Origin of the sequence: Streptomyces corynorhini, from assembly GCF_003346515.1 — a bacterium.
Classification (GTDB): Bacteria; Actinomycetota; Actinomycetes; order Streptomycetales; family Streptomycetaceae; genus Streptomyces; species Streptomyces corynorhini.
Genome location: NZ_QQNA01000021.1, coordinates 33,751 through 47,988, shown reverse-complemented (window position 1 = coordinate 47,988; position 14,238 = coordinate 33,751). Strand labels below are relative to the sequence as shown.

The 14,238-nt window shown below is 71.6% G+C and carries 15 protein-coding genes; 8 read left to right on the top strand and 7 right to left on the bottom strand.

Annotated elements, in window-relative coordinates; translation table 11 throughout:
- Positions 1-96 precede the first annotated feature (96 nt).
- A complete protein-coding gene (locus tag DVH02_RS03855) occupies positions 97-1,656 on the top strand; it encodes a hypothetical protein (protein ID WP_233518019.1) in 1,560 nt (519 codons plus the stop codon).
- A gap of 186 nt (positions 1,657-1,842) precedes the next feature.
- On the opposite strand, the gene sodN is transcribed toward DVH02_RS03855, so the two are convergent.
- Positions 1,843-2,238, bottom strand: a complete 396-nt coding sequence (sodN, locus tag DVH02_RS03850; protein WP_114622236.1) for a superoxide dismutase, Ni — start codon at positions 2,236-2,238, stop codon at positions 1,843-1,845.
- Positions 2,239-2,388: 150 nt separating this feature from the next.
- Between sodN and sodX the strand changes: the two genes are divergently transcribed.
- Positions 2,389-2,805 carry a nickel-type superoxide dismutase maturation protease gene (gene sodX / locus DVH02_RS03845; RefSeq protein WP_114622235.1) on the top strand — a complete coding sequence of 139 codons (417 nt, stop codon included), beginning with the start codon at positions 2,389-2,391 and terminating at the stop codon, positions 2,803-2,805.
- On the opposite strand, the gene DVH02_RS03840 is transcribed toward sodX, so the two are convergent.
- Positions 2,709-3,338 carry a CGNR zinc finger domain-containing protein gene (locus tag DVH02_RS03840; RefSeq protein WP_114622234.1) on the bottom strand — a complete coding sequence of 210 codons (630 nt, stop codon included), beginning with the start codon at positions 3,336-3,338 and terminating at the stop codon, positions 2,709-2,711. The two genes, sodX and DVH02_RS03840, sit on opposite strands and share 97 nt — an antisense overlap.
- Before the next feature lie 91 nt (positions 3,339-3,429).
- Between DVH02_RS03840 and DVH02_RS03835 the strand changes: the two genes are divergently transcribed.
- The gene (locus DVH02_RS03835) at positions 3,430-4,227 is read left to right on the top strand and encodes a class I SAM-dependent methyltransferase (protein WP_114622233.1); all 798 of its coding nucleotides are present in this window, start codon (positions 3,430-3,432) and stop codon (positions 4,225-4,227) included.
- Positions 4,228-4,316: 89 nt separating this feature from the next.
- On the opposite strand, the gene DVH02_RS03830 is transcribed toward DVH02_RS03835, so the two are convergent.
- The 3 genes from DVH02_RS03830 to DVH02_RS03820 are packed head-to-tail and all read right to left on the bottom strand — an operon-like array spanning position 4,317 to position 6,994.
- Entirely contained in the window at positions 4,317-5,078 is a 762-nt protein-coding gene (locus tag DVH02_RS03830; protein WP_407697584.1) for an amino acid ABC transporter ATP-binding protein, read from the bottom strand.
- Positions 5,075-6,013, bottom strand: coding sequence for an amino acid ABC transporter permease (locus DVH02_RS03825; RefSeq protein ID WP_114622232.1), 939 nt, complete (start codon positions 6,011-6,013; stop codon positions 5,075-5,077). Before DVH02_RS03825 ends, DVH02_RS03830 begins: the two co-directional genes overlap by 4 nt.
- A gap of 27 nt (positions 6,014-6,040) precedes the next feature.
- Positions 6,041-6,994 carry an ABC transporter substrate-binding protein gene (locus DVH02_RS03820; protein WP_114622231.1) on the bottom strand — a complete coding sequence of 318 codons (954 nt, stop codon included), beginning with the start codon at positions 6,992-6,994 and terminating at the stop codon, positions 6,041-6,043.
- Positions 6,995-7,568: 574 nt separating this feature from the next.
- On the opposite strand from DVH02_RS03820, the gene DVH02_RS03815 reads away from it, so the two are divergent.
- The 4 genes from DVH02_RS03815 to DVH02_RS03800 all read left to right on the top strand — a co-directional run bounded on the left by DVH02_RS03815 (position 7,569) and on the right by DVH02_RS03800 (position 10,975).
- The gene (locus tag DVH02_RS03815; protein ID WP_114622230.1) at positions 7,569-8,846 is read left to right on the top strand and encodes an NAD(P)-dependent malic enzyme; all 1,278 of its coding nucleotides are present in this window, start codon (positions 7,569-7,571) and stop codon (positions 8,844-8,846) included.
- A gap of 246 nt (positions 8,847-9,092) precedes the next feature.
- On the top strand, positions 9,093-10,046 hold the full coding sequence (locus tag DVH02_RS03810) for a zinc-binding dehydrogenase (RefSeq protein WP_114622229.1): 954 nt from the start codon (positions 9,093-9,095) through the stop codon (positions 10,044-10,046).
- 135 nt (positions 10,047-10,181) lie between these two features.
- The gene (locus DVH02_RS03805) at positions 10,182-10,391 is read left to right on the top strand and encodes a helix-turn-helix domain-containing protein (RefSeq protein ID WP_114622269.1); all 210 of its coding nucleotides are present in this window, start codon (positions 10,182-10,184) and stop codon (positions 10,389-10,391) included.
- The gene (locus DVH02_RS03800; protein ID WP_114622228.1) at positions 10,391-10,975 is read left to right on the top strand and encodes a Clp protease N-terminal domain-containing protein; all 585 of its coding nucleotides are present in this window, start codon (positions 10,391-10,393) and stop codon (positions 10,973-10,975) included. The genes DVH02_RS03805 and DVH02_RS03800 overlap by 1 nt, the downstream gene beginning before the upstream one ends.
- A 205-nt stretch (positions 10,976-11,180) precedes the next feature.
- On the opposite strand, the gene DVH02_RS03795 is transcribed toward DVH02_RS03800, so the two are convergent.
- A complete protein-coding gene (locus tag DVH02_RS03795; protein WP_114622227.1) occupies positions 11,181-12,194 on the bottom strand; it encodes a PadR family transcriptional regulator in 1,014 nt (337 codons plus the stop codon).
- Between the two features lies 1 nt (position 12,195).
- Positions 12,196-13,209: a DUF4097 family beta strand repeat-containing protein gene (locus DVH02_RS03790; RefSeq protein ID WP_114622268.1), complete on the bottom strand. Its 1,014-nt coding sequence runs from the start codon at positions 13,207-13,209 to the stop codon at positions 12,196-12,198.
- Between the two features lie 206 nt (positions 13,210-13,415).
- On the opposite strand from DVH02_RS03790, the gene DVH02_RS03785 reads away from it, so the two are divergent.
- Entirely contained in the window at positions 13,416-14,222 is an 807-nt protein-coding gene (locus DVH02_RS03785; protein WP_114622226.1) for a hypothetical protein, read from the top strand.
- Positions 14,223-14,238 lie beyond the last annotated feature (16 nt).

Here is a 14,238-nt window from a genome sequence, read left to right as displayed (position 1 = left end):
CGGGGGGCTGCGGAGCATCGATGTCGTGGTCGGTGAACGGCCTTCGTGCCCCCACCCGCCGTCCCGATGCGACAGCCCGTCCGGAAGCCCTCCTTCATGCCCACTGCTCGTACCTCTCGCGCTGCGCCCTCTTCCGCGAAGGGCGCGACGACATCCTCGGCGTCCCCGGCCTGCCCGAGGCACCACCGCGTTCTCGTCCGGGCGATACCGGCGGTGTGGACCTTCCTCTTCGGCCTGTGGGGTCTGTCACGGCAGGGCAGTGTGTGGCGGGACGAGGCCGCGACCTGGCAAGTCGCCCAGCGCTCCCCGTCCGAGATCGTGCACATGCTGGGGAACGTCGATGTCGTGCACGGCTGCTACTACCTGTTCATGCACGCCCTGTTCGCGTGCTTCGGGCCCGGCACCACCACCCTGCGGCTGCCCTCGGTGCTGGCCGCCGCGGTCGCCGCGGCGTGCGTGGGGGCCATCGGCCACCGGCTGGCGGGCCCATGGGCGGGGCTGGCGGGAGGGCTGGCCTTCGGGCTGCTTCCCGCCGTGCAGTTCTACCTCCAGGAGGGGCGTCCGTACGCGCTGGTCGCGGCCGGGGCGGGGATCTCCACACTGCTCCTCGTGGTCCTGCTCCAGGGCCGGGGTCCGGGTGGCCGGGGTCTGGGTGGCCGGGGTCTGCGGGGGTGGCACCTGACGGCCCACTGGGCGGCCTACGGCGGCATCGTCCTGATGAGCGGCCTCCTGAACTGGCTCTCGCTGCTGATCCTTCCGGCGCACATGACGACCCTGATCTGGAGCCGGGCCGACCGGGGCGTATGGACCCGCTGGACCGCGGCCTCGGGGGTCGCCACCGCCTGCGCGCTGCCCCTGGTCCTCTTCAGCCGGGGCCAGTCCGCGCAGGTGTCGTGGATACCGCCGCTCACCTGGCACATGCTGACAGGCCCCGCGGTCCTGCTGGCCATCGGCGGCGCAGGCGCCCTGCTGGACCGGCCCCGGGCGGGCCGTCTGTCGGCGGCGGTCGTCGGACTGCCGCTGCTGGCGGTGCCACAGCTCGCGCTCATCGCCCTCTCCCTGGTCCAGCCGCTCTTCCTGGACCGGTACATACTCTTCAGCCTGCTGGGCCTGGCCCTGCTCATCGGCACCGCCGTCGGCGCGGCGATACGGGCGGCCACCCCCCGGTTTCCCCGCGCGTCGAGATGGATCCTCCCCGTGGCGATCGCCGCCGCGATGGCGGCCCTGCTGCCGCAGGCGCTCGCCAAACGCTCCCCGGCCAGCAGGGTGGACGACGTCCTGGCGGTGACCTCGGACATACGGCGCCTCAAGGAGACCGGCAACGCGGTGCTCTTCATCCCGTCGGCGCGCAGGGACACCGAGTCCGTCACCCCCGGCGCCTTCACCGGCCTGCGCGACATCGCCCTGACCCGGAGCCCGCGCGACTCCGGAACGCTGAAGGGCACCGAGGCCGCCCCGGCCCGGATACGCGCCGCGATGCTCGCCGAGCGCCGCATCCTGCTGGTGACGGACGCGCCGCAGGTGGCGAGGGAGCCGGGGGCCGAGCGCGACAAGGTGAAATCCGCCGTGCTGAGGGAACACTTCAGAGCGATCGCCGACGCACAGGTCCGTGGCCGCAGGGTAACCCTGTACGAGAGACGCGCCCCGGCGCACTGACAGCGACACGACGACCCCCGGACGCGGCCCCCGGACGCGCCCGGTGGCGGGCGGCCGGTGGGGCTCAAGCCTCACAAGACCGCACCCGGACCGTCATGGACGCCGTTCTCGGCGGCCTGCGGACCGGGTGCGGACAGGTAGGCGATGCGACCCGCGTAATCGCAGGTCAGACGGCCTAGCCATAGATCAGGCCTTCTTGGTCTCCCAGAAGATCTTGTCGACCTGCGCGATGTAGTCCAGGGCCTTCTGGCCCGTCGCCGGGTCCGTGGAGCCCTTCGCGGTCGACAGGGCCTTCAGGGTGTCGTTGACCAGCTGGTGCAGCTCCGGGTACTTCTCGAAGTGCGGCGGCTTGAAGTAGTCGCTCCAGAGCACCGAAACGTGGTGCTTGGCCAGCTCGGCGCGCTGCTCCTTGATGACCGTGGCGCGCGCCTGGAAGTGGGCGTCGTCGTTGCCCTGCATCTTCTCCTGGACGGCCTTGACCGACTCGGCCTCGATCCGGGCCTGGGCCGGGTCGTACACGCCGCAGGGGAGGTCGCAGTGGGCGCTGACCTTGACCTTGGGGGCAAACAGGCGGGAAAGCATGGAGCTGTCCTTCCTCGTGATCGTCTTCTCAGGTGGGACATTACTCCGTGAGAAGAGTCTTTTCGCGTGTGCCCCCTGGGGCTTAGGACGAAAGTACGGGGCCGGTACGGGACCCATGGCACCCCGTACCGTGGGAGCGGGAGGTGGCGGATGGCCGAGGACGGGCGGGAGCCGGGGGCGCTGCTGGGGATCGCCGAGGTGTGGGGGCCCTCCATGTATCCCACGCTCAGACACGGCGACCAGCTTCTCGTGCACTACCGTGCCGCGGTGCGGCCGGGCGACGTGGCGGTGCTGAGGCACCCGTTGCAGCAGGATCTGCTCATCGTGAAGCGGCTGATCGAGCGACGCCACGGCGGATGGTGGGTGCTCGGGGACAACCCGGGGGCCGAAGGGGACAGCCGGGTGTTCGGAACGGTTCCCGAGGAGCTGCTGCTGGGGCGGGTCAGGGTGCGCTACCGCCCGCTGGGGGATCAGCGGGGGCCGCGCGCCGTGGCCTCCTGGCTGGTGTCCGCGCTGCGGCCGGTGGCGGCCGAGCGCTCGCTCTCCAGGCGTTTGCGGGCCCGGTAGGCGGCGACGTTGGCGCGGGTCGCGCAGCGGTCGGAGCAGTAGCGGCGCGAGCGGTTGGTGGAGGTGTCGAGGTACGCGTTGCGGCACGGCGCCGCCTGGCACAGGCCGAGCCGGTCCACTCCGTACTCCGTGAGGTGGAACGCGAGCCCCATGGCCGCCGTCGCCGCGTAGCCCGCCGTCGCGTTCGACGGGTGCTCCGCGAGGTGCAGATGCCAGCGCGGCCGGCCCTCGTCGTCCAGGAAGTCGTGGCCAGAGATCTGCGGGCTGACGGGGAACTCCAGCAGCAGCGAGTTCAGCATGTCCACCGCCAAGGTGGCCTCGCCCGCGTCGGCGGCGGTGAAGACCGCGCGCAGCCGGGACCGTACCGAGCGGAAGCGGGTGACATCCGCGTCGGTGGCGCGGCGGGCCGCCTGGGAGCTGGGGCCGAAGAGGGAGCGCACGGTGTCGACCGAGGTCAGGGCGTCCGTGCCGCGGGCCGGTTCCTCGGTGTTGACCAGGCGTACGGCATAGTCCGAGTAAGAGGCCAGTTCCACTTGTAGTCCTTACGGAAGCGGTCTAGGGTCGGGTTCGTCGCGAACGGTAATGACTCGTTCTGCTCTTAGGGTATTACGGAGGTGGGTTTCCATGGCGAAGACGGAGACCGGTACGGGGACCGGAACGGATATCGGCGGCGGGGCCGCCCCCGACTGGCGCGCCTGGCAGGAGAGCTGGGACCGGCAGCAGGAGTGGTACCTGCCGGACCGCGAGGACCGCTTCCGGGTCATGCTCGACATGGTGGAGGCCCTCGTCGGCCCCGCGCCCCGGGTGCTCGACCTCGCCTGCGGCACGGGCAGCATCACCGACCGCCTGCTGCGCCGCCTTCCCCGCGCCACCAGCACGGGCGTCGACCTCGACCCCGCGCTCCTGGCCATCGCCCACGGCTGCTTCGACGGCGACGAGCGCGTCACCCTCGTCACGGCCGACCTCAAGGACCCGGGGTGGCCGGAGCTGCTGCCGCACCGCTCGTACGACGCCGTCCTCACCGCCACCGCACTGCACTGGCTGCACGAGGAACCGCTCGCCGCGCTGTACGGCCGGCTCGGCGCGCTGGTCGCCGACGGGGGCGTGTTCATGAACGCCGACCATATGCCCGACGCGTCCACGCCCCGGATCAACGCCGCCGAGCGGGCCCACCGGCACGCCGCCATGGACCGCGCCAAGGCGGCGGGCGCCGTCGACTGGGCCGAGTGGTGGCAGCTGGTGGCCCAGGACCCGGTACTCGCCGGGCCGGCCGCCGAGCGGTTCAGGATCTACGGTGAGCACGCCGAGGGCGATACGCCGCCGCTGGACTGGCATGTGCGGACGCTGCGCGCGGCGGGCTTCGCGGAGGCGCGGAGCGTCTGGTCCTCGCCCTCCGACGCGCTCGTCCTCGCTCTGAAGTAGGCGCGGCGCGGGCGGTACGGCCGCAGCCGTACCGCCCCTCGTCGCTCCGCCCGCGCGCCCGGTCGCGAGGCCCCTGGCGGGCCCCGCGATCACAGCACCTTGGACAGGAACGACTTCGTCCGCTCGTGCTGCGGATCGGTCAGCACGTCCCGGGGGTGGCCCGACTCGACCACCACGCCGTCGTCCATGAAGACCAGCGCGTCGCCGACCTCCCGCGCGAAGCCCATCTCGTGCGTGACGACGATCATCGTCATGCCGTCCTCGGCCAGCCCGCGCATCACGTCCAGCACATCGCCCACCAGCTCCGGGTCGAGCGCCGACGTCGGCTCGTCGAAGAGCATCAGCTTCGGCTCCATCGCCAGCGCGCGGGCGATCGCCACGCGCTGCTGCTGGCCGCCGGAGAGCTGCGAGGGGTAGTTGCCCGCCTTGTCGGCCAGGCCCACCCGGTCCAGCAGCCGTTCGGCGCGGGCGCGGGCGACGGCCTTGGCCTCGCCGCGCACCTGGACCGGCGCCTCCATGACGTTCTCCAGCGCCGTCATGTGCGGGAAGAGGTTGAAGCGCTGGAAGACCATGCCGATGTCCCGGCGCTTCCTGGCGACCTCGGCGTCCTTCAGCTCGTACAGCTTGTCGCCGCGCTGCCGGTAGCCGACCAGCTCCCCGTCGACCGACAGCCGGCCCGCGTTGATCTTCTCCAGGTGGTTGATGCAGCGCAGGAAGGTCGACTTGCCGGAGCCGGACGGGCCGATCAGACAGAACACCTCGCGCGGCGCGACCTCCAGATCGATGCCCTTGAGAATGTGGGCGGCGCCGAAGGACTTGTGGACGCCCTCGGCCTTCACCATCGCGGTCATGCCATGCCTCCCTTGGGCCGGCCGAGGGACAGCAGATTCACGCGGACGCGCTGGAGCGGGGAGGGCGGCAGGTTCCGGCTGGAACCGCGCGCGTAGTACCGCTCCAGGTAGTACTGGCCCACGGACAGGACCGAGGTCATGACCAGGTACCAGGCCGCCGCCAGGAAGAGCATCTCCACCGGGGCGCCGGAGGACTGCCCGATGTCCTGCGCGTACCGCAGCAGTTCGTAGTACTGGACGGCCGAGACCAGCGAGGTCGTCTTGAGCATGTTGATGACTTCGTTGCCGGTCGGCGGCACGACCACCCGCATCGCCTGCGGGATCACGATCCGGCGCAGCGTCTTGGCGTGGCTCATGCCCAGCGCGTGCGACGCCTCCGTCTGGCCCTCGTCGACCGACAGCAGGCCCGCCCGGCAGATCTCGGCCATGTAGGCGGCCTCGTTCAGCCCGAGACCCAGCAGGGCCGTCAGGAAGGGCGTCATGAAGCTGGACCAGTAGTCCTTGTAGACCGGCCCGAGATTGATGTACTCGAAGACCAGCCCCAGGTTGAACCAGACCATCAGCTGCACGAGGACCGGGGTGCCGCGGAAGAACCAGATGTACGACCAGGCGATCGACGACATCACCGGGTTCTTCGACAGCCGCATCACCGCCAGCACGATGCCGCCGACGACGCCGATCAGCATCGAGACGACCGTGAGCAGCATGGTCTGGCCCACGCCCTCCAGGATGCGGTCGTCGAAGAAGTAGTCGGGGATGGCGCCCCAGTTGATCTTGCCCTGGGCGAACGCGTATACGATCGCGCACAGCAGCGCGATGGCGATCACCGCGGAGACGTACCGCCCGTAGTGCCGTACGGGGATGGCCGCGATGGGTTGCGCGACGGCGGACGGCGCGTTCTGCGGTCCGCTCGGCTTGTCGATCTCGACGCTCACGGAAGCTGCCTTTCCTCGCCCGGCAGGTCAGGAGCCGCCGTTGATCTTGGCTTCCGTCACGGCGCCCTCACCGGCGCCCCACTTGTCGAGGATCTTGGCGTACTCGCCGCTCTTGATGATCGCGTCCATGGCGTCCTTGAGGGCCTTCGCCAGCGGGCTGCCCTTCGCCACGGCGATGCCGTACGGAGCGGCCTCGACCTGCTCCCCGACGACCTCGAAGTCCTTGCCGCCGCCCGAGGTCTTGGCCGCGTAGGCGGCGACCGGGGCGTCACTGGAGCCGACCACGGCGCCACCACTGCGCAGCCGCGTCTGCGCCTGCTGGTCGTTGTCGAACGACTCGATGGAGATCTTGCCCTTCCCGGCGCTCGTACACTTCTTGCTCTCCGCCTTGGCCAGGTCCTCCGAGACGGTGGCGCGCTGGACGACGATCTTCTTGCCGCAGACGTCCGACCAGGTCGTGATGCCGGTCTTCGCGCCCTGCTTGGTGTACAGCGAGACCCCGGCCGTGAAGTAGTCGACGAAGTCGACGCCCTCGCCGACCTTCTTGCCCGTGTCGCTGTCCACGCCGTTCTGGCGGTCCTTGGTGTCCGTCATGGCGGACATGGCCATGTCGTACCGCTTGGAGCGCAGGCCCGTGAGGAGCGAGTCGAAGGTGCCGTTCTCGAACTCGAAGGTGACGCCCAGCTGCTTGCCGAGCGCGTCCGCGAGATCCGGGTCGATGCCCACCGTCTTGCCGGACTTGTCCTTGAACTCGACGGGGGCGTAGGAGATGTCCGAGCCGACCTTGACGACACCCTTGTCCTGGATGGCCTTGGGCAGCTGGTCGAAGAGGGGGGCCTTCGAGGACTCCACGGACTTCTCGCCGCTCTGAGTCTGGTCACCGCAGGCGGTCAGCAACAGGCTGCCGGCGACCACGATCGCGCCTGCCGTGGCGATCCGGGACTTCACGGCGGTCGTACGGCGGATGGTGCGTGCGGTCATGATCAGGGTCCTCCGGCGGATGAGGGAGCTGCCAAGTGGCCGAGCACGCGTCTTCGAGTGTCGCGACCGAGTGTGATGACGGCATCCTGCCATTTGGACTGGCCCATTCAGGCGATCGGGCATGTCAAAATCGGGTAACGGGACACCCCCCGACCCCTGCGTGGCGGTACATCAATCCGGACCATCTGTGGGAATACCTTCTTCCGGCCGGAAAATCTCCGGTTCATTTCCTTCCTTGGGTGTGCATCATGCCGCTTACCGGATGCGTCCGAATTGTTCCGGCATGAGCCATCTCACCGTGGGGTTCACCATCGTGATCACCCGCGGATCACTCGTGGATCATCAGCGGATCACCGGAGGGAATGGACTCGTGAACGATGCGGTCCGTCCGGTATGAAGGACGATTACACCCCTCATCCGGGGCTCCGGGCGCGTGTGCGGCGCGCCCGCGCGTACGTATACATCCCTGCCGGGCGGGCCAACCGCTACGCGGGGCGCGTACGCGATGCCCGCCCACCCCTCCTCACCCAGGAGTGGACACCCTCAACTGATGAAGACTTAAGGGGTCATCTACATGGCAGCGGAGATCGTCAATCCTCGCAGCGACAGTGCTGCGGACAGTGCTGGGGACAGTACTAGGGAGAGTGCTGGGGACAGCGCGACGCACGCCACGGCCGACACCGGCCACGGCACCGACGAGCCCTTCGATCCGGCCTTCGCGCTGCACCGGGGCGGCAAGATGGCCATCCGGGCGACGGTTCCGGTCCGGGACAAGGACGACCTGTCCCTCGCGTACACCCCCGGCGTCGCCAAGGTGTGCAGCGCGATCGCCGAGCGGCCCGAGCTGGTGCACGACTACACCTGGAAGTCGCAGGTCGTGGCCGTCGTGACGGACGGTACGGCGGTGCTCGGACTCGGTGACATCGGCCCCGAGGCGTCGCTTCCCGTGATGGAGGGCAAGGCGATCCTCTTCAAGCAGTTCGGCGGCGTCGACGCCGTGCCGCTCGCGCTCGCCACCACGGACACGGACGAGATCATCGAGACCGTCGTCCGGCTCGCGCCCTCCTTCGGGGGCGTCAACCTGGAGGACATCGCGGCGCCGCGCTGCTTCGAGATCGAGCGCAGGCTCCAGGAGCGCCTCGACATCCCCGTCTTCCACGACGACCAGCACGGCACGGCCGTCGTCACCCTCGCCGCCCTGCGCAACGCGGCGAAGCTCACCGGCCGGCCCCTCGGCGGGCTGCGCGCGGTGATCTCGGGCGCGGGCGCGGCCGGGGTGGCCATCGCCAAGTTCCTGCTGGCGGCCGGGGTCGGCGATGTGGCCGTCGCGGACCGCAAGGGCATCGTCAGCGCCGACCGCGACGACCTGACGGACGTCAAGCGGGAGCTGGCGGCGCTGACCAACCGCGCCGGGCTCTCCGGTTCGCTGGAGGCGGCGCTGAGCGGCGCGGACGTCTTCATCGGGGTCTCCGGCGGTACGGTCCCGGAGCCGGCGATCGCCTCGATGGCGCCCGGCGCGTTCGTCTTCGCCATGGCCAACCCCACCCCCGAGGTGCACCCCGACATCGCGCACCGGTACGCGGCGGTGGTGGCCACCGGGCGCTCCGACTACCCGAACCAGATCAACAACGTGCTCGCCTTCCCGGGCATCTTCGCGGGCGCGCTCCAGGTGCGGGCCTCCCGGATCACCGAGTCCATGAAGATCGCGGCGGCGAACGCGCTGGCCGACGTCGTCGGCGACGAGCTGGCGGCGGACTACGTCATCCCCTCGCCGTTCGACGAACGGGTCGCCCCCGCGGTCACGGCGGCGGTCGCCGCGGCGGCGCGCGCCGAGGGGGTCGCCCGGCGCTGACCTTCGGGACTTCCGTTCGGTGGGCTCTCCGCTCGGCGGGTCCTCTGCGCGGTGGGCTCTCCGTTCGGCGGGTCCTCTGCGCGGTGGGTCATCTGCTCGGGTGGGGCCTCCGCGCGGTGGGTCTTCCGTTCGGCGCGGGCCGTGTCGTACCCCTTTCGCCGGGGTGGGACGCGGCCCGCGGCCGTTGAGGTGTGTCACACGCGCCGCCGGTTCCGGAGGAGCCGCTGCCGCCCTATCGTCGGGTCCATGTTCGCCGCCTACGCCGCACATACCGACTTCGCCGATCCCCTCAAGGGCCTTGAGCTGGGCGAGCGCCCGGACCCCGAGGCGCCTCCCGGCTGGACCACCGTCACCGTCAGGGCCGCGTCCCTCAACCACCACGACCTGTGGTCGCTGCGCGGGGTGGGCCTGGCCGAGGAGAAGCTGCCGATGATCCTCGGCTGCGACGCCGCCGGAGTGGACGAGGACGGCAACGAGGTCGTCGTCCACTCCGTCATCGGCGGCGGCGACCACGGCACCGAGCCCCGCTCGATCCTCACCGAGCGCTACCAGGGCACTTTCGCGCAGCGGGTCGCCGTGCCGCGGGCGAACCTGCTGCGCAAGCCCGCAGAGCTGAGCTTCGAGGAGGCCGCCTGCCTGCCCACCGCCTGGCTCACCGCGTACCGGATGCTCTTCACCAACGCGGGTGTACGGCCCGGGGACTCGGTCCTCGTCCAGGGCGCGGGCGGCGGCGTCGCCACGGCCGCGATCGTCCTCGGCAGCGCGGCGGGACTGCGCGTGTACGCCACCAGCCGGGACGCGGCGAAGCGGGCGCGCGCGGTCGAACTGGGCGCGCTGGAGGCGTACGAGCCGGGCGCGCGGTTGCCGCACCGGGTGGACGCCGTCATCGAGACGGTCGGCGCGGCCACCTGGTCGCACTCCATCAAGTGCCTGCGGCGCGGCGGCACCCTGGTCATCTCGGGCGCCACCAGCGGCGACCGTCCCGCGCACGCGGAGCTGACGCGGATCTTCTTCCTGGAGCTGCGCGTCGTCGGGTCGACCATGGGGTCGCTCGGCGAGCTGGAGGCCCTGCTCGCGTTCTGCGCCGTGAAGGGCGTACGGCCGGTGATCGACGAGGTGCTGCCCCTGGACCGGGCACGGGAGGGCTTCGAACGGATGGCGGCGGGCGGCCTCTTCGGGAAGGTCGTACTGAAGCCCTGAGCCTTCCCTGCCCGCTTCCTTCCTCCAGCCCTTCCTTCAGCCTTTTCTGCAGCCCTTTCTCCCACCGCTTTCTTCCTCTCGCCTCGCTTGTCAATTTTGGTTGACGGTTGGAGGCTGTCAATGTACGTTGACAGGATGACCGAAGCAACGGACCTCGCCGAGCGGGCGGGCGACCGCGACCCCCGGGTCGGGCTCAGGGCGGTCGCCGCGCTGCGCCGACTGCTGGAGCGGCTCGAAGCCGTACAGGTGCGCAGCGCCCGTCACCAGGGCTGGTCGTGGCAGGAGATCGCCGACGAACTGGGCGTCAGCAGGCAGGCAGCGCACAAGAAGCATGGGAGGCAGTGATGTTCGAACGGTTCACCGAGGTCGCGCGCGGCGTCGTCACCGGAGCGGTCGTCCACTCCGAGCGCCTGGGGGCGGACGAGATCACCGAGGAGCACCTGCTGCTGGCCCTCCTCGACCGGCGGGGCACCCGTGCCTCGTTCGCGCTCGCCGCCCTCGGGGTCGGCGACCGGCGCGAGGCCCTGGAGGCCGCGCTCGCGGAGAGCCGACGGCGCGGCGGCCTGTCGAAGGCGGACGCGGCGGCGCTCGCGGGCATCGGGATCGACCTGGGGGAGGTCGTCTCGAAGCTCGAGGAGGCGCACGGCGAGGGCGCCATGCGCTCCGCCGGGCGGCGCGGCAGGCACTGGACGGGGCACCGGCCCTTCGTTCCCGGTGCGAAGGCCGTCCTGACGAGCGCGCTGCGGATCGCCCGCGGTCGCGGCGACCGGCACATCGGCGACGAGCACCTCCTGCTGGCGCTGGCGGCCCACCGCGGCGTGGTCGCGGAGGCGCTGGCGGACCACGGCGCCACGTACACGGCGGTGGAACGCGCCATGTACGGCGGCGCGGGCGGCGGCGCGAACCCGGGGCTGGCCGAGGCGGGCTGACGGCACGGAGGCGGGCCGCTGGTCCGCGAAGCGGGCCGCCGGATCCCGGGCCGCCGGATCCCGCCCGACCAGACCCCGGGCCGCCGGATCCCGGGCCGCCGGGCCCCGGGCCGCCGGGCCCCGGGCCTGTGGACGCGGGTCACCGGGCCCCGGCGGGGCGGATGCCGAAGCGGCTGGAGGGCCGCGGACGGCACCGCGACCGCTGTCACTTCTGCGGTATGTCTCCGTCCGTCGGGGTCTCCCGCAGAAGTGAGCCGAGACGGGCCGCCGCCACCGAAAGATGGCGGCGGGCCTCGCCGAGCTGGCTGTCCGTGACGCCGTTGTCCCGCGCGGCGTCACGGATCTCGTCGCGGAAGCGGTCCAGTACGCGGTCCAGGTCACGGGCCGGGTCGCCCGTCGTCGGCAGGTCCGCGTAGATGTCCACCGGCAGCTTCGTGAAGTCCGGCCCGGACCCTTGGCCCTGGGGCTCCGTGGCCGGGTCCTCCTTCGCGGGACGGGGCCAGGACTGTCCCGCCAGACCGCCCAACTGCCCGGCCAGCTCGGACAGTCCCTCCCTGACCCCGGTGGGCCAGTCGCCCCGGGCGAAGTGGTCCTGGACCTGGTCCTGGACCTGCTTGGCGATGCGCTGCATCTCCTGACGGGCCGTCTCCTGGGCCTCCTTCGCCTGGCGGCGGGCCCGCTGGGCCTCCTCGCGGGCCCGGCGGGACTCGTCCTTCGCCCGGCGGGTCTGCTCCTTCCACTCGTGCTTCGCGCGCTTCAGCTCCTCCTTCGCCGTGCGCCACGAGTCGCTGTCCCCAAACGTCTTGTCCCACTCCGTGTGCCCGCCGCCGTCGCGGCTCTCGGAGGCCGCCGCGCGCATCTCGGTACGCAGCGCACCCGCCGCGCCCCGCACGTCGTCCCTTATCTCGGCGGCCAGCTCCGAGACGGATTCGCGGATCTCCAGCTCCAGATCGGCCAGCTCACCCGTCCGCCCTGCCAGCTCGGCGCGGCCCGCGTCGGTGATGGAGTAGACCTTGCGTCCGCCCTCGGTGGCATGGGTGACCAGGCCCTCGGCCTCCAGCTTGGCCAGCCGGGGATAGACGGTGCCCGCGGACGGGGCGTACAGCCCCTCGAAGCGCTCCTCCAGCAGCCTGATCACCTCATAGCCGTGCCGGGGGGCCTCGTCCAGGAGCTTGAGCAGATAGAGCCGGAGTCGGCCGTGGGCGAAGACCGGAGACATGTCACAGCTCCTTCGAGTCGGCGTTCGGGCCGTCGGCGTCGGCAGCGGGTGCGGGTGCGGCAGCGGGTGCGGGTGCGGTAGCGGCGTCGGCGTCCGTCTTCACGGCGTCCGTCTTCACGGGGCCCGGCTCCGCGGGGACCGGCTTCACAGGGACCGGCTCCGCCGGGGAAGGCGAGGGGGCGGGGATGTGCGGGTCCTCCTCCGCCGGTGGCCTGCGCAGCAGGGCGATCGAGCCGGAGACGGTCGTCGCCTTGAGCGTGCCGGTGCCCGCGCCCAGATTGCCTGTGATCCTCTTCGCGCCCCACTGGCCGCTGACCCGCAGATCGTCGAAGGCGTTGGACACCGATCCGCTCGCGGTGTTCGCCTCGACGCGCGCGTCCGCCGGGTGCGGCAGCCGGATCGCGACCTCTCCCGAGACCGTCGTCAGCTGGATGTCGGTGGGCTTGCCCGCTGGATCGAGGTCGATCACCATGTCGCCGCTGACCGACTCGGCCCGTACGGACGAGCCCGCCCCCTCGACGACCGTCAGATCGCCGGAGACCGAGTGGAAGCGCAGACTCCCGGTGACGGCCTGGGCCTCCAGGCCGCCCGACACCGTATCGGCCCTGACCTCGCCGGACAGCCCCACCAGCGCGGTGTCACCGCTCACCCCGCGCACGTCCGTCCGCCCCCGGACCCCGGAGATCACGGCGCCCGCGCCCACCACTCCGACCTCGACCGCGGTGTCCGCCGGGACGGCGAGGGAGACGACCGCTCTGCGGCGCCGACTCCTGGAGTCGAGCCATGTGAGGAGGCCCTTCCAGGGCAGGTCCTCATAGGCGACGGTGAGGGTGGAGCCGCTGCGGGTCACGATCAGCGGAGGTCCCTCCAGCTGCGAGACCTCCAGGCCGACGCCCGGCCGGTCCGTGCCCACCACGTTGACCGTGCCGTTGACAATGCGCACGCTGAGCGCGGTGACCGGGCCGTCGAAGGTGAGCTTCTCCGGCTCCGCGACTTCCCATGTCGACTCTGCCATGGTGCTGACCTCCCACAGACCGGAATGACGCAACATATCGCGTCTCTTGGTAAACACGATATATCGCGGTGACCCGAAGTCAAGACCCGTCCGGGCTCCCCCGGTGGACCTGGGGGACGAGTCCGGGTCGGTGTCGGGGTGCACCTGGGGGATCGCCCCAGGGGTTTGGTGCCCATACCGGGGCAAAGTGCCCTAGCGTAAGGGCCATGAACGCGACACCCGTGGGAGCGCTGCTGCTGTGCCGGGCCGAGCCGGCGGAGGTCTCGCCCGCCGCCCATCTGCTCCGCGAGCGGCTGCTGCTCGCCCCGGCCGGGGACGGCTGGAGCGTGCTCGTCCCCGAGGGCAAGCCCTGGCTGGACGGCGCGGATCCGGTCGACCGGGTGGTCGCGGGCTGGGCCGGTGCGCTCGCCGTCGGCGCCGGTTGGCCCGTGCTCGCGCTCTGGTGGGACGGCGACCGGTCCGGCTACACGCTGGCGGCCGGTTTCCGCCGCGCCGTCGGCTACGTCTGGCTGGCCGACGGCACCCCGGCGGGCGAGGACGAGGCGATGCGCACCTTCGTGGCCCGGCTCGGCCTCGACCCCGTACTGGACCTCCAGGCGCTGGAGCCGCTGACCCGGACGGACCCGGACGCCGACGCCAGGACCCGGCTGCTCGCGCTGACCGCCTTCCTGACCCGTACCGGACTCACCCTTCCGGCCGGTCTCACCCCCGGCGAACCCGCCGACCGGCTGCGCGAGGTGGCCCGGATCCAGCCGGCCGCCGGGCAGATCGAGTGGGCGGGCTGGCGCGACGCGGTACGGGCCGAGCTGGAGATCGTGGAGGAGGGGCCGCTCGGACCCTGGCTCCTCGGCCCCCGGGCCAGGCTGCTCGGCGCCGCCCAGCTCACCGCCGGAATCCCGCTCTCGCTGTGGGCCGTGCGCCGCCGCAGCGCGGGCTGGGCCTTCGCCGGTGCCCTGCTGATCGCGCACGGTGTGCTGGAACTCGCCTACGAGCGGCTCCGGGTCGAGATCTGAGCCGGGTCCTGGCCCG